A 21,523-nucleotide genomic window follows, 5' to 3' on the forward strand; every position below is an offset into this window, starting at 1 on the left:
TTCAGCAGATCCTCGGGAGCTGTTCCCCGGCGATCCAGTCGACCACGCGCATACCGCCAAGTCTCGTTTTCATCCGCACCAGCGCATGCTGGTCTGTGACGACTTCGCCAATGATTGCGGCATCCCGGCCCATGGGATGAGCGCGTATCTCGGCGAGCAAAGTCTCCGCGTCTTGCGCCACGCAGATGGCGATCAGCTTGCCTTCGTTGGCAACATTCAGCGGGTCGAGGCCGAGCAGTTCGCACGCCGCCGCGACCTCCGGCTTCACCGGAACCGCCGCTTCCCGGATTACCATTCCGACCTTGGACTGCTGCGCGATTTCGTTCAGCGTCGCCGACAGTCCGCCGCGCGTGGGGTCACGCAACACCCGGATACCAGGAACGGAGCCAAGCATCGCCGCCACCAGATCGTGCAGAGCTTGGCTGTCGGAGATAATTTCCGTTTCAAAATCAAGGTGTTCGCGCTTCGACAGGATTGCGACTCCGTGGTCGCCCATGGTGCCGGAGACAAGGATTGCATCGCCCGGCCGGGCATTGCTTCCGGAGATGTCTGTGCCGTCCGCCAGCACGCCAACAGCGGTCGCGGAGATGAAAACGCCGTCGCCTTTGCCCTTCTCCACCACCTTGGTGTCGCCCGTAACCACGGGTACGCCTGCTTCCCGGGCGGCAAAAGCCATTGAAACAACTATTCTTTCCAGTTCGGCCAACGGAAAACCTTCCTCCAGGATGAAGGACGCGGACAACCAGAGCGGCCGCGCGCCCATCATGGCGACGTCGTTAATCGTGCCGTGGACCGCCAGTGCTCCGATATCCCCGCCCGGAAAGAACAGAGGCGAGATGACATGCGCGTCCGTTGCCATCACCAGGCGTCCGCAGACGGTGCCGAGCAGGGCCGCGTCGTTAGCCTGGGCCAGGAACTCGTTGGCCAGATGTCTTTGAAAAATATCCCGAATCAGCTCGGCCATCGCGCGGCCGCCCGCGCCATGCGTCATGTCCACCGCGCCGCGGACCGACGAGGTGGTGACGGCTAGGCTGGGATCGTTCGCGCTCATTATTCCGCCGCCTCCAACAGCTTCGGCTCGCGGAAACGGCCATAGGTCCAGTAGGCCGCGCAGGCGCCTTCGGAGGAGACCATGCATGAGCCAATCGGGTTCTGCGGCGTGCACACGGTGCCGAACAGCTTGCAGTCGGTCGGCTTCTTCACCCCGCGCAGGATCGAAGGGCATTCGCAGGACTTCACCTGGCGCGAAGCCTTGACCGACAGCTCGAAACGCTTCTCGGCGTCGAAATCGGCATAAGCGTCGCGGATGCGCAGGGCGCTGTAGGGCACGGTGCCGAGGCCGCGCCAGTCAAAGGTCTTGCGCAGCTCGAAGACCTCGCTCACCAGTGCCTGCGCCTTGAGGTTGCCCTCCTCGGTCACGACGCGGGTATATTCGTTCTCGACCTCGTGCCGGTCTTCATTGACCTGCCGGATCAGCATCAGGATGGACTGCATGACGTCCAGCGGTTCGAAGCCGGCGATGACAACCGGCTTCTGGAATTCCTCGGCAAAGAATTCATATGGCTGCGAGCCGATCACGGAGGAGACGTGCGAAGGTCCCAGAAACCCGTCAATCTTGACGATGCCCAGTTCCCGCACTTCCGGCGATTCAAGAATGTGAGAGATCGCGGCCGGCGTGAGCACATGGTTGCAGAACACGCTGAAATTCTTGAACCCCTCGGCTTGCGCCGTCTTGATCGCGACGGCCGTCGGCGGCGTCGTGGTTTCGAAACCGATGGCGAAGAAGACGACTTGCCGCTCGGGGTTTTCACGCGCGATCTTTAGGGCATCGAGCGTTGAGTAGACCATGCGGACATCCGCTCCGTCCGCCTTGGCGCGGATCAGGCTGCGTTGCTTGGTGCCCGGCACGCGCATCATGTCGCCGTAGGTGCAAAGGATGACCCCGTGCCGCTCGGCGAGCTCCACCGCATCGTCGAGGCGAGAGATGGGAAGCACGCAAACGGGGCATCCGGGTCCGTGCACGAAATGCACGTTCTGCGGCATCAGGTCCTGCACGCCGTGGCGAAAAATCGCATGCGTGTGCCCACCGCAGAACTCCATGAAATGGTAGCTCTTTTCCGGATCAGCCTCGATCGCGATGGCGCCGGCGATGGTCTTCGCAAGCTCCTGGTCGCGATATTCGTCGACATATTTCACGCCGAAATCTCCTCCAGCCCCTCCTCCAGCACGCCCGCTTCGGCCATCAGCTGCAGCGTGCGCTCGGCCTCCTCGGGGCTCACCTTGTGGAGCGCATAACCGACATGGACGAGCACGAAATCGCCAAGCGAAACGTCTGCCACCAAAGCCAATGAGATGCGCTTCGTGACCCTGTCGAACGCGACCACGGCCATGTCGTCATCGAGCAGTTCAACGACGCGGGCGGGAATGGCCAGGCACATCAGGCTGCTCCGAGCTCGGCCGCCCGCCGATGGCCGACTAGCGCCATGGCGCGGACCGCGCCGATCCAGGCCGTCCAGTCCGACATCCCCTCGCCCGTGCGCGCGGAAACCCTCAGCACCTTGATCCGCGGGTTCACCTTTCGGGCGTTGGCGATGCAGGCCTCCACGTCGAAGTCGAGATGCGGCAACAGGTCAGTCTTGTTGAGGATCATGAGATCGGCGGCGGCGAACATGTCGTGATATTTCAATGGCTTGTCCTCTCCCTCGGTGACTGAGAGCACCACCACCTTGTGTGCCTCGCCTAGGTCGAAGCCCGCCGGACAGACGAGGTTTCCCACGTTTTCGACGAGGAGCAGGCCTCCTTCGGCAAGGTCGAGGTGATCTGCGGCATGGCCGACCATATGCGCGTCGAGGTGGCAGCCCTTGCCGGTGTTGACCTGGATCGCGGGCGCGCCGGTGGCGCGGATGCGGTCGGCATCATTGGAAGTCTGCTGGTCGCCCTCGATCACGGCGATCGGCAACTTGCCCTTCAGTGCCTCGATCGTGCGGCAAAGCAGCGTCGTTTTGCCAGAGCCGGGGCTGGAGACGAGGTTGAGCGCAAGCACGCCGCGCTCGGCGAACATTTTCCTGTTCGCATCGGCATACTCGTTGTTCTTGGAATGGATATCCTTTTCCAGCTTGACCATCCGCGCCTGGCTCATGCCCGGCGCACGGGTGCCACCGGGGCCCGAGCCACAATCGTGCACATGATCGTCATGATGGGGGCCGTGATCATGATCGTGGTGGTGATCATGATCGTGGCCGTGATGATGGTGATGGCCATGCGCCTTGCCCTCGATCCGGACGGCGCCCTCGCCGCATCCGCAAATAGTGCACATCAGCTCACCTCCAATTCCCTGATCTTCATTTCTTGGCCGCCGGTCACCTGCAGCTGATGGCTTCCGCAGTCCGGGCATGGATCAAAGCGTGCCGCGATCGGCACGCTCTGGCCGCAAGGCATGCACCAGGCCCTGCCTTCCGTCTCGACGATTTCCAGCCTTGCGTCTTGCGCCAGAGAGCCACGCATGACGACATCGAAGCCGAACTTCAGCGCCTCGACCTCGACAGCGGATAGCCGCCCGATTTCCATGCAGACGCGGCCCACCTTCCGAAAATCCTGTCTCGCGGCCTCTTCCTCGATGATGCCACGGACGCTCTCGCATATCGCCATCTCGTGCATCAGCCGAGCCTGATATCGTAGCCGACGCAGGGGTCGATGGCCCGGACCAGGAGATCGGCCTGGACCGCCAGATCTTCAGGTCTGGATGCAGCGAGCGCCGAAAGCGAGCTCGCGGCAATGCCGCTCTCGGCGAAATGAATGCTGGTCGGAGCCGTGATGGCGTAGTCGGCGATTCGGTCGTCGTTCAAAACAATCCGATGTTCCAGCCGGCCGCGTGCTGCCTCGGCGAAGGCAGTAGCAGAGCGGCCCCCGTTCTCGTCGCGAAAGACTTCGCGCGTAGGCACTTCGGACCCCTCCGCGACATCCCGCAGGGCCGCGAGCCCTCCGGCGATCTGCGCCGGCAGCGTCGATGCCTCGACCACGCGGGCAGCCAGCCGCGCGGCCAGGCCGGCTCCACCGTTTTCGGAAAGGAAAGCGCGAACGAGCGGCGCACCAGCCTGCCTGGCGAGGCAGCTCGTGTCGGCCGACGTTTCCTTCGGCAAATGTTCGTTTCCCCCGTTTGTCGTTTCGGGGTGGCCTATCATGGCCCAGCCCCTTGCCAAGACCGGGGCGATGAGACGGGCCGCAATCGTGCCGCGCTCCATAGCCCACTGCGCGAAGGCATCGCGATCCATCTCGCCAAGCGGCTTTTCGCCTTCGTAGACCACGGACTGCGTTAGATGGCTCGCTTCGGCGGCCGTTTCGGCAGCGTCCGCGCCCGGAATCCCCACGCACACGCCGGGAACGAACGCATTCCCGCCTGGAAAAAGTGCCTGCTTGAGGCGCTGCGGCAGGCGCATAGACCGGCGCAGGGTTTTACCGTCGGCAGGCTCGCCCGCGAGACTGGCAGTATCCAAGCCAATGCGCAGCAGGTGCTCGCGCAGCGTTTCGGTAAGCACAAGAAGCCGCCGCGCTTGCTTCGTGCGCCGGTCCGTCCCGATCTCCAGGGCCGCCTCGGCTGCCTCAACGCTCGCCGCCGACTGCGCAATACTACAGACACTGAACAGCGAACCGATCGCCGAGATGACCTCCGTCACCGGCCGGGCTCGCACGATCGGGCCAAGCGCAACCGGGCGCGGCGGCGTGACGATGGCTTCCATAACGCGACCGCCATCGCAGACGAGATCGATAGAGACGCGGCCATCAACGCTCATGCAGCGGTCTCCTCCTTGTCGCCAAACCGAACAGCCAGCGGCGGGTCAATTTCGCCGGCTGGGAGCTCGCGGGTGTTCCGGCTGTCTCAACCTCGTCCAACGCGCTTGCCTCTTCCTCAGGTAGCCGGCCTTCCCAGACACGGATCATCTCGCCGTCTTCGTCTTCTTCCGCCTCACGGTTGAACAGTTCCGCAAGCACCTGCCGCGCGGCCTCTTGCGCACTCTCCTGGTCGGCGAATTCGAACATCGGCGAGAACAGCGAGCACATGCGGTAGCAGCCGAGCTCCTCTTCATAGGCCCGGAAGAACTCGAACCGGCCCGCCGGGAATGATGCATGCTCCTTCGTGCCCGTAGGCACGCGCGGGCGCGCTTGCCCGTCGCCAAATGGTAGAAGCACGAGGTTCATGAACCAGGGCGTGACAAGAACCGCGAGCCATTTGCCCTGCCACTGCCGCACGCCCACCGCGCTGACGCAAAGCGCCGGATTGAGGATCGGAATTCCTGCCATGGCCGTCCGTTCGATCCGCTGAAACACGAACTCTAGATGGGCAGCGACGGCTTGCGAATGATCCATGTCAATCGCTCACGACCATGAAGCCCTGCTTGGAGCCGTCACAGGTGGGGCAGCTCCAGTTGGCCGGCAGTTCGGCGAAGGGCGTGCCGGGCGGGATCTGCCAGTAGTCGTCGCCCTCAGCCGGGTCGTAGACATGCCAGCAAATCCTGCATTCGAGCCGCGACATCGGGCCGATCTTGGCATTGTCGCCGCCATATGAACCGGCAAAGAAGGAGTCGTTCACCGGTAGACCTCCAGGATTTCGAGGAGCCGCTGGCGGCTGTCCGCAATATCCTCGGGCGCAGCGCGGACCACCCCCGGCAAGGCCGTGACCTCGATCGTGTTGAGGATGAGATCGTCGGTCGAATTGAAGAAGCGCACCCACCAGACGCCGCGCGTCCCCGTCGTGGTCACGCGGCAATTGCCGTAGCCACGCGACAGCACGACCACCGGCCCGTGGCCAAGCAGGCCGTCGAGGAAGGTCAAGTCCTCTTCAGTGTGCGGCAGCAGCGACAGGTTTATGGCGTGCGGCCCGACGTCGGGCCCGACGAGCGGGATGCGGCCATTGAGCTCCGAAATCAGCGGCGGCGCGTTGAAGACGCCCGTCGGATAGGTCGCCGGCGCAGCGAGCGTATTGCGGCAGCCGGCGAAGGCCCTCTCCAGCACGGCCGAGGGAAAGGCGCCGACCTCGACGAAATCGCGCACGAGCCTGCCATCCGTTCCGGTCTGGCGCACGCGCCAGATACCGGCGAGCACCGACTCCTGAGCCTTCAGGTCGTCGCCGCAGATGATCAAGACCTCGCCCTCGCCCAGCGCCTGGTCGATCAGCGCAAGATTGGCGTCGTCGAGGCCGGAAAGATCATGCACGGCGTTTTCGCAATCCGGCGAGGACCGGCCGAGGCTTTCAGCCAGCGCGGAGAGCACCGCCAAAGCAGCTTCGAGCCCGGCGACATTTTCCGACTCCGGCAACATGGGTGACGCAGAGGTCGCCATGCCCTTCGGCATTTCCATATACTGCAAGTCGCTGCCGTCCCCTTCGCTCGGCTGTGAACCCGGCCCGATGCCGCCGAATAGCGATGCTGCCATGATGCGCCCTCCCGGCCGCTTTCGCTCACTGGAAATGATCGTGGTCGTGACGGTCGTGGGTCGCGCAGGCTTCGGGAAGCTCGAAACGCGGCGGCGCGCTCGGCCCGCGCCTCAGTTTGCCGTCGATCTCAGTGAGGTAGTCTTCCCAGTCGAGCACGCGCTTTATGGCGCCGAGATATTCGCCGTTCCTCAGGAAGACAAGCGCCGGGAAGGCGTCGAAGCGATAGCGGCTTTGCAGCTCGCGTTCGCTCTCGCGCGATACCACGGCGGGCTTGAACACGCCCTGGAAGGCCTGCACCAGCTCCGGGAGGATCACCGCCACATCGTTGCTCTCGGCGAGCCGCAACCAGTCACCGGGAAAAAACAGCGCGGTGAGGTCGTGGGCCTCGGCGAATGCGTCGATGTTCGCCTCGTCAACCACCGGGATGCGGTGGCGCTCCATCATCATGGTGAGAACGGGTGAAAACATGGACTCAGGCGTCCTCCGTGCCTTGCGGTGAAAGGGCTTGCCCCGGCCGCAAATGCTCCGGCAGTTGCGGCTCGGGGCCGACCAGGTCGGCGAAGAGGTGGTCGAGGTCGGTGTCGCCGGCGAGCGCACGCTCCGTCGCTTCGATCGCGTCGGCGATCAGGCGCGCCGTCTCGGCAGTGACAGTCTCGCGCGCGGTGTCGAGGAAGGCGAGTATCCACGTACCCGCTGGCTGGTCGCCCACCAGGGTCATATCGAGGCGCCGCGTGCCGCTGCGACCGGTGCACAGGGCAATGCCGCCGCTGCATTCAACCACCTGGAAGGGAACGCCGACACACATCAGCCCTGCCTTCCAGACGATTGCAAAAGCGCGTCGATCTCGCACTCGAAATTCGCCGGACCAGCGAAGGCACCATTCTCGAGAAGCCGCTCGCCGTGACGACAGGCCTCTTCCGGTCGGGGTCGACCGCTCTCGTAGATGCCGATGCGCATTTCGCGCGAGGCGAGCGTCTCTTCTTCGGCCAGCGGTTCGGTGCGCTTGGCGATCGTCGCGCCGAGCCAGGCGAGCCACTCGATGGCGATCTCGATTGCAGGCTCGATCTGAGCCTTCACCGCGGGCCGGAGACTGCCGCCGTAGTCGTCCAGCTCGACCGGTTGCACGCCGACGAGAAGGAGATGGGCGGGATAGTCACCCATCATCTCGGCCATGGCGAGAACTTCCTGAAAGCCAGTCTGGTGGAGCGAAATCTTCTTCACACCGAGGAAGGCCGGCACCTCGCTGCCTTCGACGAGCTTCAGCGTGCCGGGCGCCAAGCCGTAGTCGACCGCGTCGAACACCACGAGGATGTCGGCCTCGCGGATATGTTGGAGGAGGTAGATGCCCTGCGTGCCGCCATCCATGGCCCGGACGTTGTCCGCCGTTTCGCAGAGCCGGTGGAACTCCTCCACCACGCGGATGCCGAAGCCCTCGTCGGCCCATAGCAGATTTCCGATGCCGAGCACGAGCACCCGTGGCGCGTCGTTCATTGGGAAGCCTCCTTTCGACCTTTTTCTTCCAGCAGCAAGAGGCGGGCCAATTGGCCGGGGGCCGGCAAATGGTTGCGAAATAGGTTGATCTCTGGATAGCGAACGACGCGTATGGAAAGCGCGATGACGATTTTACCGCACAAACGGAAAGTATCCTTCCATTGACGGATACGGCAACGGCCGGACTGAGAACCGAATTCCAGGCCGATGGAAAGTTTGCGTTCACTCGCCCTCCCCACTCCGCCTCGCTCCGCACCTTTGCCCTGAAAGGGATAGAGGAAGGGCGCCGGGCGTTGCGGTTGGCACTTCCTCTCCCCGTCGAACGGAGGAGAGGTGTCGAGGCAAGCCGAGACGAAGTGTGGATCGACTTGAAGGCAACCCGTCTTGAAGAAAAGAGCCGGGGGGGGGGCGCCCCCCCCCCCGCCGGGGGGGGGGGGGCAGGACGAGTGGGGGGAACAACGCGCGCCCGGGGCGCGCGAGGGGCCCCCCCCCCCGCCCGTTGTCTGTTTCCACCGCCCTCCCCCCCCCCTCCTCCCCCCCCCCCCGCCCCCCCCCCCCCCCCCCCCCCCCGGCAGGTGAGGTCGCGAAAGTCCTAGTGGGAATCACGAGGCGCGCCGTTGCCGCGAAAGGTCCGCCAGCCGGAGAACATCGAGGAGATGATCGACTGCTTCGACATGATGTCCTCGCGCACCGCGGCATAGATATGGATGATCACGAAGCAGATGATCACCCACATGCCGAGATGGTGCCAGGTATGCACGTCCTGACTCTGACCGAGAAGTGGGATGACCCAGCTCGAGAACAGGTCGTACTGCCAGGACCCCATGCCGGCCCCTTCGCCGTAGAGCGCCAGTCCGGTCACGATCATGAAGATGGTGAACCAGACGAACAGGAAGTGCATGGCGAGCGTCGCGAGCGGGTTGTGCCCGGAATACTTCATCGGCTCGCTCACCAGCATGGCGTACCAGAGCACCTCGTGCCAGAGCTCCTTCCAGAACCGTCCGTTCCAGACAGGCGGGAGGAATATCTGCCGGGAATGCTCGTTGCCGGCGAAGACCCAGTAGATGCGGAATGCGAAGCCGACGATCAGGACATAGCCCGCAACGAAATGCAGGTAGCGTATCCAGCCGAAGAGGAAACTGGAACTCGCCTCGCCGCCAACCGCCGGCGGCGGCGAGCCGATCAGGTAGCCGGTGCCGGCAAGCATGAGGATGGCGAAGGCATTGACCCAGTGCCAGAGGCGCAGCGGCGCCTCGTAGACATAGACCCCTTCTTCGCCATGCGGAGTTTGGCTCGCGCTCATGGCCGCCCCCTAGCCGCCGAACACGAGCGTAGCGCCCGAGCCGGCAATGACCATGCCGAGCCCGGCGCGCGCCCAAGGCGACGACGCGAGCCTGAGGCCGATGCCGGTGCCGGCCAGATGCAGCGCCGCGGTCGAGAGCGTGAAGCCGGCAATATAGGCAAGTGCCGCGCCGGTCGTCTCGCTCGCATGGGCATGGCCATGGAAGAGGGCGAAGAACCCGGCAAGGCCGATGCCGAGCATGCCGGGAAGGCCGGCACCGGCGACGATCATGATGCCGAGAGCAAGCACGGATAGCGCTATCATGCCTTCGACCGCTGGCAGGCCGATGCCGGCAAAGGCCAACGCCGCACCCGTCATCATCATCGCCACGAAGGTTGCTGGCGCCACCAGGACCCGCGACGGCATGGCCACCGCCGACCAGACCCCGACCGCCGCCATGGCGAGAAGGTGGTCGAGTCCCATTAGCGGATGGGCGATGCCGGCGGCGAACCCGTCGGCATGCCCTGCGCCGACATGGGCGAGCGCCGGGCTGGCAAGCACCGCGAGCGAAGCTGCGGCGCCAAGTTTCAGGATAGCGTGTCTCATTTCGGTTCCTCCCCTAGCGCACTTTGACATTGGCAAGTTCCTGTCCGTCCGGACCCATGACATGGGTCGAACAGGCAAGGCACGGATCGAAGCTGTGGATCGTCCGCAGGATCTCGACCGGCTCCTCCGGCCGCTCCACCTTAGTCTCCATCAGCGACGCTTCGAAGGCGCCGATATTGCCGGCATGGTCGCGTGGCGAGCCGTTCCAGGTGGTCGGCACGACGCATTGGTAGTTTTCGATCCGGCCGTTCTTGATGCGTATCCAGTGGCCCAACGCCCCGCGCGGCGCTTCGGTGAAGCCGACCCCCTTGACTTCGGCGGGCCAGGACTTCGGATCCCATTTCTGGGTATTGGCCGTCGAGCTGTCTCCAGCCTTGATGGTGGCGATCAGCTTGTCCATGAAGTAGACCTGCTTGCGGGCCGCCCACTGTGCTTCCAGCGCGCGCGCAGCGGTGCGGCCGAGCGTCGAGAACAGCCCCGTCAGCGGTACGCCGAGTGCCCGCAGCGTCGAGTCGACCTGCTCCTTGATCTCCTCGTGGCCCTGGACGTAGCCGACGACATAGCGGGCGAGCGGCCCTACCTCCATCGCATGGCCGCGCCAGCGCGGCGCCTTGATCCAGGAATATTTCGCGCTCTCGTCGATTTCGCGGATGTCGGTGCGCGTGCCCTTGGCATTCGGCCCGAGCTGATAGTTCGGCTCCGTGATACCATCCCATGGATGCAGGCCCTTCGCCTCGTCCGGGTATTTGTACCAAGAGTGGGGCACAAACTCCTGGATCTGCTCGGGATCGCGCACGTCAACGGGCAGCACCTCTTTGAGATTGCCATCGATGATCGCGCCCTGGGGCATCATCAGGTTGGCTGCCGAATAGTCGTTGGCTTTGTCGGGGATGTCGCCATAGGCAAGAACGCTCTTGCCCGACAGCCCGCCGCCATAGAGCCAGCCCTTGTAGAGACTGCCGATCGCGATGATGTCGGGGATGTAGACGTTGTCGACGAAGGCGATGGCGCGCTCGATGACGCTGCGGACGTAGTTCAGCCGCTCCATGTTGATCGGCGCGCCGGCCGCCATCTCACCGTCGATGTTGATCGCACAAGGCACGCCCCCCACCAGCCAGTTGGGATGGATGTCCTTGCCGCCGAAGATCGTGCGCGTCGTCATGATCTCCTTCTGGAAGTCAAGCGCTTCCAGATAGTGCGTCACCGCCATCAGATTGGCCTCCGGCGGCAGCAGATAGGCCGGGTTGGTCCAGTAGCCGTTCTTGAACGGCCCGAGCTGGCCGCTCTCGACGAACTTCTTCAGCCGGTTCTGGATGTCACGGAAATAGCCCGGCGAGGACATCGGGTGGCTCGGCGAAACCGCCTGCTGCAGCTCCGACGTCGCCTTCGGGTCGGCTCTCAATGCGTTAACCGGGTTGACCCAGTCGAGCGCGTGCAGGTGGTAGAAGTGGACCAGATGATCGTGCACCTGCAACGAGAGCTGCATGATGTTGCGGATCGAATTGGCGTTCTCCGGGATTATGATGCCCAGTGCGTCCTCGACCGCACGCACCGAGGTGAGCGCGTGCGTGCCGGTGCACACGCCGCAGATGCGCTGGGTGAAGGCCCAGGCGTCGCGCGGGTCGCGGCCCTTGAGGATGACCTCGAGCCCGCGCCACATGGTGCCGGTCGAGACCGCGTTGCGGATGATGTTGTTCTCGTCGATGTTCACCTCGCAGCGCATATGGCCTTCGATCCGCGTGACCGGATCGACGACCACGCGCTGGCCGGAGGTGTCGAGATTGAAGCCGTTCGGCGTCTGGATGACCATCACTTGTTCCCTCCCTTTTCGCGCATCCGCTTGACCACGCTCGCCGCCGCATGCGCGGCCGCGGCGGCGCCGATCACGGTCGCGGCCGTCGTGCCGATCCTGTCGGCATCGGCCTCGATGCCGAAGCCGTGGACGCGGGTCAGGCGGCTGTAGAAATCGCCCTTGTCCCAGAAGCCGTCCTCGGAGCAGCCGATGCAGGGATGGCCGGCCTGGATCGGGAAGGAGAGGCCGCCGTTCCAGCCCACCGTCGAGCAGGCGTTGTAAGTGGTCGGTCCCTTGCAGCCGACCTTGTAGAGGCAATAGCCCTTGCGCGCGCCCTCGTCATCGAAGGACTCGACGAACTGGCCGGCGTCGAAATGCGGGCGCCGATAGCATTTGTCGTGGATGCGCTGGCTGTAGAACATCTTCGGCCGGCCCTGCCGGTCGAGCTCTGGGAATTTTTCAAAGGTCAGGATGTAGGTGATGACGGCCGTCATCACTTCTGGGATCGGCGGGCAGCCGGGAACCTTGATGATCGGCTTGTCCGGCAGGCCCGGAACCTTGTGGACGGGCGTGGCCCGCGTCGGGTTCGGCCGCGCGGCCTGCACGCAGCCCCAGGAGGCGCAGGAGCCCCAGGAGATGATCGCCTTGGCGTTGGAGGCGGCATGGTTGAGCTGGTCGACGAAGGGCTTGCCGCCGATGATGCAGAACATGCCGTCCTCGTTGAGCGGCGCATTGCCTTCGACCGCGAGGATGTAGTTGCCCTTGTACTGTTCGACGACTTCGTCGACGATCGCCTCGGCCTGATGGCCGGCGGCCGCCATGAGCGTGTCGTCATAATCGAGTGAAAGCATCGACAGCACGACGTCCTTGGCGAGCGGGTGCGCCGAGCGGATGAAGCTTTCGGAGCAGCAAGTGCATTCAAGCCCGTGCAGCCACAGCACCGGAATGCGCGGCTTGGACTCCATCGCGTAAGCTATTTTCGGCGCAAAGGCCGGTCCAAGGCCGAGGGAAGCCGCCGTCAGGCTGCAGAATTTCAGGAAACTTCGGCGGGTGATCCCCTGTCGGCGCATGACCTCGTAGAATGTTTGTTGCATCAGGCCTTCCTCCACAGGCGGCGGCGTCTCCTGGTGCCGCGGATATGCGAAGGCGGAGCAAGTCCGATGCCAGAGTTAAAAAGCCGAATAAATTCAAAACTCAGATGCTCTTCGAGGCGTTGACTTGTTCCGGTCGCCGGCAAAGGAGTGGAAACCGGGCTGGCAGATTTCGAACAAAGTTTCCGCGATGCGGCGAGACGAGCGAAGAGGCCTGGCGACGGGTGCCGACGGGATTTCGGCGGGCCTCGACCGACCTCGCCCAGAGGCCACGCGCGGCTTGTCAGGACGGCCGAGCAGATCGCGCTTGGCCTGCGCGGCTACAGCAGACTGGGAATCGCGGGATTTGCACCATCTACTCGTCGCCGCTTGCGTTGAAACCGCTGTTGTCGGGTTTGTCGCATCCGCGACACGGTGATGTTCGGCCGCGCGCCGCCGCACTCGCAGCTAAGTCGTTGAATAAAATGCAGACTGGTTTTTCTGAGGCTGCACGTGCCGCGGTCGTGACCGGTCTTTCATTGCGTGAGGCCGAACGTGCGATTGCAGCTCCTGCCGCCGCGCAAAGAGAGGTTCAAGATTTGTGCCAACTGCACTTGGCCGGCAGGTGGCATAGAGCGGTGCCTGAGAATGAAAGTGCCGCCGCCCAGCCTTCATAGCCGTTCCTCCTTTGTGGCGTGAAAGTCGCCATCGCGTCAGATGTTCATCAGGGTTCGGCATAGCCGGGGCTTCCGGCTACAGTCATGGCAGCGACTTCGCTTCTGGAGCCGCTCATCCGGCCGCTGAAAAACACATGCGCGTCCTAAGCCGTAATTGATCCGCCGGAGCTGACCAAAGCCACCTTGCTCTGGATTGCGGCAATGGCGATTGCGGGCGAGAAGCCGAGAAGAACCGATGCGCGAGAAGTCCTGAGGCCATCCGTCCACGAGACGTCACCAGGGAACTAAGTATTGCCTTCCGCGTTACACTACCGTATATACGTCCGCAGTACAGGAGCGCGCCATGGCCACCACAGCCACCAGGAAGGAAACACCCGTCTCGATGCGGTTTCGCGACGATGATCTCACCATCATCGACCGCGGCGCGGAGCTGCTCGGCCTGTCGCGCACGGAGTTCATGCGGCGCGCCGCGCTGCACGAGGCGCAGGCGGCCATCCTCAACGAAACCGTCATCCGCGTGTCCCCGGAAGCTTATGACGCCTTCATGCAGGCGATCTCAGCCCCCGCCGCTTCGCCCCCGCCGAAGGCGGCCGAGCGGCTGCGTCGGTCCCCGCCCTGGGACCGTTAGGTGGCGCTTTCAGGCATCGAACTCCTCGACGACGCGCACCGCCTCGACAGCTTCGATTGCGGCAAGCCGACGCTCAACGCTTGGCTGGCCGGCTTCGCGCGAACGAACCAGGTCCGCGGCTTTACCCGCGTCTTGGTCGTTCACGATGAGGGAACAGTCGTCGGCTATTGCGGCCTCGCGCCGGGCGTGATCCAGCCAAACAGCGCACCGCGCGCCATCCGCACCGGACGCCCGCCCGATCCGATCCCCTGCCTGTTGGTTGGACAACTCGCCGTCGACCATCGCTATGCCGGACAAGGCATCGGCAGCGGCCTGGTCAAGGACGCGCTGCATCGCTGCGTCGCCGGCGCCGACATCATCGGCGGCCGCGCGGTGGTGGTGCGGGCGATCGACGCCGAGGCCGAGCGCTACTGGCAGAGCTGGGGCTTCATTCCCGCGCGGGACAATCCGTCGGTGCTCATGCGCTCGATCCAGGACGTGGGCCTCTGGCTGGCCGACAAAGGCCACTAGCTCCACGCGCGTAGCGCCTCCGGCAGCGGCAGCGTCCGGGCGCGCCGGCCTGCAGCCGGATGACGATCCCTCACGCAGGGCCAGAGGGAGACGGCGGTCAGAGCGAGGAAGCTAGCAATAATCTGGGCGACTGGGCTGCCTACCAGGTCCCCTCTCGTGAAGGCGCTAGAGGATACTGGATCCAGCCGCCAAAGACCGGGAGATGGCGCGGCGCGCGGACTTTGGGATGATAGTCTGGGACGGCGCATGGCCCGGCACGGCCGTCAACGTGCTTCAGCTCGCCATCGCGAACAAGCCGTGCGTCATTTGCGATCTGGCCAGGGGCAGCATGGCGACTACGTACAATGTGGGAGACTGGTGCGCCATGCTCCGCGATGCCGGTCCAGACATTCGGCGCGCCAAGCCGAAGCCCGCATGGCGCCGGACGAGCGCCTGGCGTTGCCGGGATGATGTACGCGCGGTCCCGGCGGGTCCGACCCGATAGGCTTGATCCGGCCCCGCCCCCAACTCCACTTGTATGAACGGCCGGGGCCGGCCCTTTTCGAAACCGGCCCACCGCCGCGTGACGTTGTGCAGGATGATCGTCTTGACCCGTCTCGCATCTGAAACGGGTGCAAGCCTGCCGACATCCCGGCTGCTTGGTCATCCAACCTGGCTGCGAGGCATCGCCACCGTGGGGGGTGGCGTTCGCTGCCAGTCGGCTCCGATCTCGAAACCGCTGTGCCGCCATACCGAACACGCAACTCGGTTTAAGCGCCAGGCTGCTGTTCGAGGTATTGACGCCGCAGGCGACATGACCGGAAAGGCTGGCGGGGTAAGCAGCTTCCATCGATCCGGCGGCATTGCGGATGTGGCTGGCGATGGCGGCCTGAGTTCTTGTCCATCTGCCGCATAGCGGGTGGTCAGGTGCTGGTCGCGTTTCCGGCGAGCCGAAGCATTTGTCTCTCAAGGTCACCCTTTGGAAATCCAGCACCAGCGGCTTATCGGGACAAGATAGATGCTATTGGGATTGGGCCGCCGCAGCCGCGAGCATCGCTTCTCCCATCCCATTGACGCCTCGGGCATTCAGCATTTCACCAGCGTTCTGAATGTCGCGCACCTCTTTGTTCTGGCTGAGTTTTGATTTACCAACCAGGCCGGTGATCTCGATCTCCAGGGCGACGATCGCCTTAACCATCGTGTCAATGAAGTCCTTCGGCGCGTCGCCCATCTTCCACGAGGCAGGCTGCGAGGCTTCATGCATGTGAGTGAGCTTCGCCACGTTACGGCGCACATAGCGCTCATCATCCCGGACAGTGATGCGTCCGTGGGCGTGGACGACGAGATAGTTCCACGTCGGCACCTGCTTGAATTCATGCTTGCTTGGATACCAGTTCGGCGAGATGTAAGCGTCGGCCGCACGGAAGATAACGAGGACTTCATCGCCATTGGCGACTTCCTCCCAGACTGGATTCTTGCGGGCAACATGGCAATTGAGGACGCCCTTGTCTCCCTTCGAGCGGTCAAGCTCGAACGGGATGTGGTTCGCGTCCAAAGTGCCTTTGCTGTGGGTGACCAGGACACCGAGCGGGTGTCTCTCGATAAGGTCAAACTGGGCGTTCTGATCGCGGACGGCAAAATGGGGCGGAACGTACAACGGTATATCTCCTGTCGTGAATGGGCGGTTGTTAGTGATCGACGAAGTCTCACGGAACGGGCCCGGGCATCTTCGTTGCCGTCGATGAGGGCCCCGGATCTCGCTGTCCACCACCCTCAAGAACTGCCATCGAGAAGTGGGCGGGCGCATCAGATGCCGCCGCGTATGAGTGCGGTTGGTCAGTGACAAGCCGCACACTCTCGCCTTGGCTCAAAATTACTGCATGGGTACCCACCACGACACTTAGGGACCCCCGAGCGACCGAGATCAGCTCGCGCGTACCCGGACTATGAGCATCTGCGGAAAACACGTCGCCCGGCATAATGACCCAGCTCCACAGTTCGAACATCGTGCGTCCCGAGGTGGATGAATGAAGTTGTGCAAAGCTTCCTTTAGCGCTTGTCCAAAGCGTCCTCGTCTCTGTCCGCTCAATAGGAAGGCGAACTTTGGAAGGAAGGTCATTCAACAAATCGGCCACCGAAAGCGAAAACGCCGCCGCCAGTCGGCAAAGTATGCCGATGCTGGGGTTCGCCTTGCCTTGCTCCAGCGTGACGACGGTTCCCTTGGATAAGCCGCTCAGTTTTGCCAGTCGATCCAGGGTCAGGTTCTGGTCGCGCCTCAATTGTCGGATCCGAACCGCTATCGCTTGGCCAAGCACCTGCTCGGAGTCCAACGCTGTCGTAACGTCGGTCATTATATTGACTTAGTGCCTCGGCTCACCTATTACGGTCAATATAATGACCGGCCTGGAATTGCGCAACTGCGCCGTTAGGGAGGAAATGACCGATGCGTTTTGAGACGAAGGCGATCCATTGCGGCCGAGCTGTCGACGCTTCCACGGGGGCGGTATCCTTGCCGCTGCACACCAGCACGACGTTCCAACGTAGCGTCGACGGCTCGTTTCCGTCCGGATTCGAATACACCCGGGATGGAAATCCGACACGCAACGCGTTCGAAATGGCCATGGCCGCGCTCGAGGGCGGAGAAGATGGCATTGCCTTCGCGTCGGGCATGGCTGCAATCGCTGCAGTCTTTGAGAGCCATCCGTCGACGGGTCGGATCGTTCTGCCGGATGACATGTATTTCGGCATTCGTTCGCTGATTGACGAGACCGACATTGGGTCTCGCTTCGACTTTGCGGCCGTCGACATGCGCGATCTGGATGCCGTGCGCGCCGCGGTCACGTCGAAGCGGACTGGCCTCGTCTGGCTCGAGACGCCGTCAAACCCGATGATCCGCGTTGTCGACATTTCGGCCATCTGCAAAATCGCGCACGAGGCTGGCGCCTTGGCCGTAGTGGACAACACGTGGGCAACTCCAGTGCTTCAACGGCCCCTCGAAGTTGGGGCGGACGCGGTCATGCACTCGGCGACAAAGTACATCGGCGGCCACTCGGACTTGATGGCGGGCGTCGTCATTGTCCCGCACTCGTCACCCCTCGGTCGCCCACTGCGGATGGTCCAGAGACACAAGGGCAGCGTCGCAGCGCCATTCGACTGTTGGCTGGCATTGCGGGGCCTGCAGACATTGTCGGTACGCATGCGCGCGCATTGCGAAGGCGCCCAGAAGGTTGCTGAGGCTTTGGCGTCTCATCCGCGTGTCGAAAAAGTACTTTTTCCTGGCCTGCAAACTGATCCGGGACACGATCTCGCTAAGCGGCAAATGAGCCATTACGGAGCGATGCTATCCTTTATCGTCAAAGGCGGAGCCGATGCTGCGATGGCCGTGGCCGGCCGCCTCGAGGTTATTGCCAGGGCGACAAGCCTTGGCGGGACGCACTCTCTGATTGAGCATCGCGCATCCGTCGAGGGTGCCAAGTCCAAGGCGCCAGACGGATTACTGCGAATGTCAGTGGGACTTGAGCATCCTCAGGACATTATCGATGATCTGATGCAGGCCCTAGGCGGAACCTTCAAAGCGGCAGCCGAATGACGCGGGTGCAGGAACTCTGGCAGCGCTTTACGTGGCGGCTGGCGCAGCAATGCGGCCTGCTACGGTTGGGCGCCTAGATCAGGCAAAGCATCTTCGACGATGCTTAGATTTCGATCAAAAATCTCGGTGTCGGATGCGTTGGCGCGGAGAGACCGCACCTTGTTCAGGATCGCCGCAACCGTCGCTTCAGGCCTGCGATGCGGCTCGACCTTTTCGAGGAAACCGCCGGTATCAGCTCGGCGATCTTCTTGTGCGCGACTAAACGGTCGAGACCGTCGAGCTCGTCCCAGACCGCCTGGCGCTCCGGCGTCACCTCCAGCCCGGCGAGAAAGTCGTCATTGTCCGTGAGGGTGACCGCCGCATTGACGGTAAGGATGTTGACCGCCGGCAGCCGGTGGCGCTTGCCGACCTCGAAATCATTGAAGTCATGCGCCGGCGTGATCTTGACCGCACCACTGCCTTTTTCGGGATCGGAATACTCGTCCGCCACCACCGGGATCCTGCGGCCGACGATCGGCAGGATGAGGTTCTTGCCGACGAGATGCCGGAAACGTTCGTCGTCGGGGTGGACGGCGACAGCCGTATCACCCAGCATCGTCTCCGGGCGGGTCGTCGCAACGGTGATGAAGGTCTTCGGATTTTCCGGATCGAAGGTCATGCCTTCGACCGGATAGCGGAAGTGCCAGAGGTTGCCGTTGACTTCCTGCTGCTCGACCTCGAGATCCGAGATGGCGGTCAACAGCTTCGGGTCCCAATTCACAAGGCGCTTGTCCTTGTAGATCAGCCCTTCCTTGTAGAGCGTCACGAACACTTCGAGCACGGCCTTGGACAGGCCCTCGTCCATGGTGAAGCGCTCCCGGCTCCAGTCGGCCGAGGCCCCGAGCCGCTTCAGCTGGTTGAGGATGGCGCCGCCGGATTCTGCCTTCCATTCCCACACCTTGTCGATGAACTCATCGCGCGTCAGGTCGCGGCGGTGAATCTGCTTTTGCATAAGCTGGCGCTCGACCACCATCTGCGTGGCGATGCCGGCATGGTCCATCCCCGGCTGCCACAGCACGTTCTTGCCGCGCATGCGCTCGAAGCGCACCAGAATGTCCTGCAGCGTGTTGTTGAGCGCATGACCCATATGCAGCAAGCCGGTGACATTCGGCGGCGGGATGACGATGGTGAAGGCTTCAGCCCCTTCCTCGGCGCCTGCGCCGGCACGAAACGTCTTTTCAAGCGTATTATGTTTTTTGTGCATAGACCAACGAGTTGAACGGCGGCCCCATAAATCGCCGATGTGATAGGTCGGGCAAAGGCGTCCACCAGCTCGTACTTGTCAAGACGATGCCACCCTTGATCTTGCACCCGCCTCCGATACCAGCGATCCGCTGCGTCGTATGCTCATGCCTGTCAGGATGGGATGGGCGCTGCTAGCACCGTGGCAGTTTGACAACCCGGCCATCGGGGCGGTAGCACCGTACAAGGCCAAGAGTCGCAGGGCAGACCGCACCCCATCGGGCTGCGCGACCCAGACCAGCTGACGCCCAACTGGCACACTCATCGCGCATCAGCACCGTGGATGCGACATCTACTTTGTTGCGAGCGCGATATCGGAACTTGGTTGTGACGCAGCTGTGCGTAAGCGCACCGCTGTCAGCAAGTGAGTGAGCGAAAGAACTACGTGGTGGAGGTGAGAAGTCATGCGGCGTCAAGATTCCCCGCCCTTTGCGGCAAACACACTGATTCCTCTTCAGAATCCGGTCTTTCGTTCGATCTGGACAGCCACGCAGATATCCAGCCTTGGCTGGCTGGTGCAGAGCGTGGCCATAAGCTGGCTTATGGCAACGATTTCAGCCTCCGATCTGATGGTTGCGCTCGTGCAGGCTGCATCGACACTGCCCGCCTTCTTCTTGTCGATCCTTGCTGGAGCAATTGCAGACAGCTTCAGCCGCCGCGGCGTGATGCTTGCCGGACATTGTCTGATCGCACTGGCATCCATGGCGCTGGCTCTCTCTGTTGGACTGGGCTTTGTCAGTCCATGGCTGATCTTGGGACTGAGTTTCTTGGCGGGATGCGGCTTTGCCTTGAATGATCCAGCCTGGCACGCCTCGGTCGGCGACATCCTGGAAAAGCGCGACATACCCGCTGCAGTGACGCTGATGTCGGTGGGGTACAACGTGGTTCGGAGCATAGGACCGGCGCTGGGCGGTGTAATTTTGGCTTTGCTGGGCCCCCTTACGGCTTTCGCCTTCGCTGCGCTGACCGACCTGGTGCCGTTGAGCGCTGTACTGCGCTCCAAGTGGCAAGTTCGCTCTTCGCCTCTTCCGCGCGAGCGGATGACGACGGCCATTCATGATGGTATGCGCTTCACGGCAATCTCCTCGGAGATCAGAGTGGCGATCGTGCGCGCAACCCTGTTCGGGCTGTCAAGCATCTCGATCCTTGCTCTGCTCCCCCTCCTGGTTCGCGATCAACTGGCGGGGGGGCCAATTGTTTACGGCGTCCTGTTGGCCGGCTTCGGCACAGGCGCCTTCATCGCGGGCATTGGCAATAGCTACTTGCGACGCATCACGTCCCAAAATCGATTGATCACGCTCGCGTCCGTTGCTTGCGCAGCGTGTTGCCTTTTACTGGCTCTCACATCATCGGTGGCTGTAGCAGCGATCGCGCTTGCAATCGCTGGCGCAGGCTGGGTTGTCACCTGGACCGGAACCGACGTGTGTGTGCAGTTGGCAAGCCCAAGGTGGGTCGTTGGTCGCACCCTGTCGATCTATTACGCCCTGACCTACGGCGGCATGGCAGCGGGCAGCTGGATCTGGGGTGCTGTCGCGCAGTACTATTCCCTGACGTGGGCTTTGGAAGGTGCTGCAGCGGCGCTGTTGCTGGTTGCAGCTGTGGGAAAGCTATTGCCGGTACGGCTATGGGAGGAATCGGATCAAGGGGCCTTCGACTTCAGGCCACCAGAACTGGCCCTCGATTTGAAGCCCAGGAGCGGCCCGATCGTGATCAAGATGGAGTACTCGATACCCGAGGAGAATATCGAGGAATTTCTGAGCTGCATGCGCGAAAGGCGGCGCGTTCAGAGCCGTGCCGGTGCGCGGGACTGGACCCTCCAGCGCGATCTTCAGAACTCGACTCTTTGGACCGAGACATTCCGCACGCCGACATGGACGGACTATCTTCGTCTAAACCATCGGCTAACGGTGACTGACAGGGAGGTAGGCGAGCGCCTTGCCGCTCTGCAGGTCGGTGATTCTCCTCCTCGTCTCTCACTTTCGATCGAGCGGTCGACAAGCCCCGCCCCCGGCAGCCAAGTCCAGCCTGTGCCCTTTGTATCGCGCCCTTAAGGAAACCAGTAACTTTTCTGGGTTCGGACACGGGAATGGCCGAGACCTACTCCATCTTTCATCGGGACTGCCCGGATTGCCATACGTTGCGGCCGGTTAGGCGAGCATGAGGATTTGTGTGGCAGGTACGTCCACCA

General features: G+C 63.0%; 22 protein-coding genes and 1 pseudogene. 4 read left to right on the plus strand and 19 right to left on the minus strand.

The annotated features are described in order from the left end of the window. Position 1: 1 nt before the first annotated feature. The 16 genes from hypE to NKI95_RS30780 all read right to left on the minus strand — a co-directional run bounded on the left by hypE (position 2) and on the right by NKI95_RS30780 (position 12,695). On the minus strand, positions 2-1,051 hold the full coding sequence (gene hypE, locus NKI95_RS30705) for a hydrogenase expression/formation protein HypE (RefSeq protein WP_352721567.1): 1,050 nt from the start codon (positions 1,049-1,051) through the stop codon (positions 2-4). Further along, positions 1,051-2,196, minus strand: a complete 1,146-nt coding sequence (hypD, locus tag NKI95_RS30710) for a hydrogenase formation protein HypD (protein ID WP_023679101.1) — start codon at positions 2,194-2,196, stop codon at positions 1,051-1,053. Before hypD ends, hypE begins: the two co-directional genes overlap by 1 nt. Beyond that, positions 2,193-2,438 (minus strand): HypC/HybG/HupF family hydrogenase formation chaperone, encoded by a 246-nt coding sequence (locus NKI95_RS30715; RefSeq protein ID WP_023679102.1) that lies wholly within the window; start codon positions 2,436-2,438, stop codon positions 2,193-2,195. Before NKI95_RS30715 ends, hypD begins: the two co-directional genes overlap by 4 nt. After that, positions 2,438-3,316 (minus strand): hydrogenase nickel incorporation protein HypB, encoded by an 879-nt coding sequence (hypB, locus tag NKI95_RS30720; protein ID WP_023679103.1) that lies wholly within the window; start codon positions 3,314-3,316, stop codon positions 2,438-2,440. Before hypB ends, NKI95_RS30715 begins: the two co-directional genes overlap by 1 nt. Further along, positions 3,316-3,657, minus strand: coding sequence for a hydrogenase maturation nickel metallochaperone HypA (gene hypA / locus NKI95_RS30725; protein WP_023679104.1), 342 nt, complete (start codon positions 3,655-3,657; stop codon positions 3,316-3,318). Before hypA ends, hypB begins: the two co-directional genes overlap by 1 nt. Further along, complete coding sequence (locus tag NKI95_RS30730) at positions 3,657-4,736, minus strand: hypothetical protein (protein ID WP_352721570.1); 1,080 nt, start codon at positions 4,734-4,736, stop codon at positions 3,657-3,659. Before NKI95_RS30730 ends, hypA begins: the two co-directional genes overlap by 1 nt. Before the next feature lie 43 nt (positions 4,737-4,779). Further along, positions 4,780-5,364 (minus strand): [NiFe]-hydrogenase assembly chaperone HybE, encoded by a 585-nt coding sequence (gene hybE / locus NKI95_RS30735; protein ID WP_352721572.1) that lies wholly within the window; start codon positions 5,362-5,364, stop codon positions 4,780-4,782. A gap of 1 nt (position 5,365) precedes the next feature. Next, positions 5,366-5,587, minus strand: a complete 222-nt coding sequence (locus NKI95_RS30740) for a rubredoxin (RefSeq protein ID WP_023679107.1) — start codon at positions 5,585-5,587, stop codon at positions 5,366-5,368. Beyond that, a complete protein-coding gene (locus tag NKI95_RS30745; protein ID WP_352721574.1) occupies positions 5,584-6,429 on the minus strand; it encodes a hydrogenase expression/formation protein in 846 nt (281 codons plus the stop codon). The genes NKI95_RS30740 and NKI95_RS30745 overlap by 4 nt, the downstream gene beginning before the upstream one ends. Positions 6,430-6,454: 25 nt before the next feature. Next, complete coding sequence (locus tag NKI95_RS30750) at positions 6,455-6,898, minus strand: thioredoxin domain-containing protein (RefSeq protein ID WP_023679109.1); 444 nt, start codon at positions 6,896-6,898, stop codon at positions 6,455-6,457. A 4-nt stretch (positions 6,899-6,902) separates the two neighbouring features. Beyond that, positions 6,903-7,235, minus strand: a complete 333-nt coding sequence (locus NKI95_RS30755; protein WP_352721576.1) for a HypC/HybG/HupF family hydrogenase formation chaperone — start codon at positions 7,233-7,235, stop codon at positions 6,903-6,905. Continuing rightward, a complete protein-coding gene (locus NKI95_RS30760) occupies positions 7,235-7,921 on the minus strand; it encodes a HyaD/HybD family hydrogenase maturation endopeptidase (protein ID WP_352721577.1) in 687 nt (228 codons plus the stop codon). The genes NKI95_RS30755 and NKI95_RS30760 overlap by 1 nt, the downstream gene beginning before the upstream one ends. A 592-nt stretch (positions 7,922-8,513) precedes the next feature. Beyond that, on the minus strand, positions 8,514-9,224 hold the full coding sequence (gene cybH / locus NKI95_RS30765; RefSeq protein WP_352579874.1) for a Ni/Fe-hydrogenase, b-type cytochrome subunit: 711 nt from the start codon (positions 9,222-9,224) through the stop codon (positions 8,514-8,516). A gap of 9 nt (positions 9,225-9,233) precedes the next feature. Continuing rightward, the gene (locus NKI95_RS30770; protein ID WP_352643352.1) at positions 9,234-9,809 is read right to left on the minus strand and encodes a HupE/UreJ family protein; all 576 of its coding nucleotides are present in this window, start codon (positions 9,807-9,809) and stop codon (positions 9,234-9,236) included. Between the two features lie 13 nt (positions 9,810-9,822). Further along, positions 9,823-11,619 (minus strand): nickel-dependent hydrogenase large subunit, encoded by a 1,797-nt coding sequence (locus NKI95_RS30775; RefSeq protein ID WP_023679114.1) that lies wholly within the window; start codon positions 11,617-11,619, stop codon positions 9,823-9,825. Next, complete coding sequence (locus NKI95_RS30780; protein WP_352721579.1) at positions 11,619-12,695, minus strand: hydrogenase small subunit; 1,077 nt, start codon at positions 12,693-12,695, stop codon at positions 11,619-11,621. The genes NKI95_RS30775 and NKI95_RS30780 overlap by 1 nt, the downstream gene beginning before the upstream one ends. A 996-nt stretch (positions 12,696-13,691) precedes the next feature. Here NKI95_RS30780 and NKI95_RS30785 point away from each other — a divergent pair. Both NKI95_RS30785 and NKI95_RS30790 read left to right on the plus strand, forming a co-directional pair. Next, positions 13,692-13,976, plus strand: a complete 285-nt coding sequence (locus tag NKI95_RS30785) for a type II toxin-antitoxin system TacA family antitoxin (protein WP_352721581.1) — start codon at positions 13,692-13,694, stop codon at positions 13,974-13,976. Then, entirely contained in the window at positions 13,977-14,486 is a 510-nt protein-coding gene (locus tag NKI95_RS30790; RefSeq protein WP_352721583.1) for a GNAT family N-acetyltransferase, read from the plus strand. A 1,000-nt stretch (positions 14,487-15,486) separates the two neighbouring features. Here NKI95_RS30790 and NKI95_RS30795 read toward each other — a convergent pair. Then, entirely contained in the window at positions 15,487-16,122 is a 636-nt protein-coding gene (locus tag NKI95_RS30795) for an FMN-binding negative transcriptional regulator (RefSeq protein ID WP_352721585.1), read from the minus strand. 49 nt (positions 16,123-16,171) lie between these two features. Beyond that, complete coding sequence (locus tag NKI95_RS30800) at positions 16,172-16,816, minus strand: helix-turn-helix domain-containing protein (protein ID WP_352721586.1); 645 nt, start codon at positions 16,814-16,816, stop codon at positions 16,172-16,174. A gap of 92 nt (positions 16,817-16,908) precedes the next feature. Here NKI95_RS30800 and NKI95_RS30805 point away from each other — a divergent pair, with 92 nt between their 5' ends. Continuing rightward, positions 16,909-18,054, plus strand: a complete 1,146-nt coding sequence (locus tag NKI95_RS30805) for a trans-sulfuration enzyme family protein (protein WP_352721587.1) — start codon at positions 16,909-16,911, stop codon at positions 18,052-18,054. Between the two features lie 229 nt (positions 18,055-18,283). On the opposite strand, the pseudogene NKI95_RS30810 reads toward NKI95_RS30805, so the two are convergent. Then, positions 18,284-19,297, minus strand: a pseudogene (locus NKI95_RS30810) (class I tRNA ligase family protein); the annotation flags it as partial. Between the two features lie 442 nt (positions 19,298-19,739). Between NKI95_RS30810 and NKI95_RS30815 the strand changes: the two are divergent. After that, a complete protein-coding gene (locus NKI95_RS30815) occupies positions 19,740-21,386 on the plus strand; it encodes an MFS transporter (protein WP_352721589.1) in 1,647 nt (548 codons plus the stop codon). Positions 21,387-21,523 lie beyond the last annotated feature (137 nt).

This window comes from Mesorhizobium sp. M0306, assembly GCF_040321655.1.
In the GTDB taxonomy this organism is placed as follows: Bacteria; Pseudomonadota; Alphaproteobacteria; order Rhizobiales; family Rhizobiaceae; genus Mesorhizobium.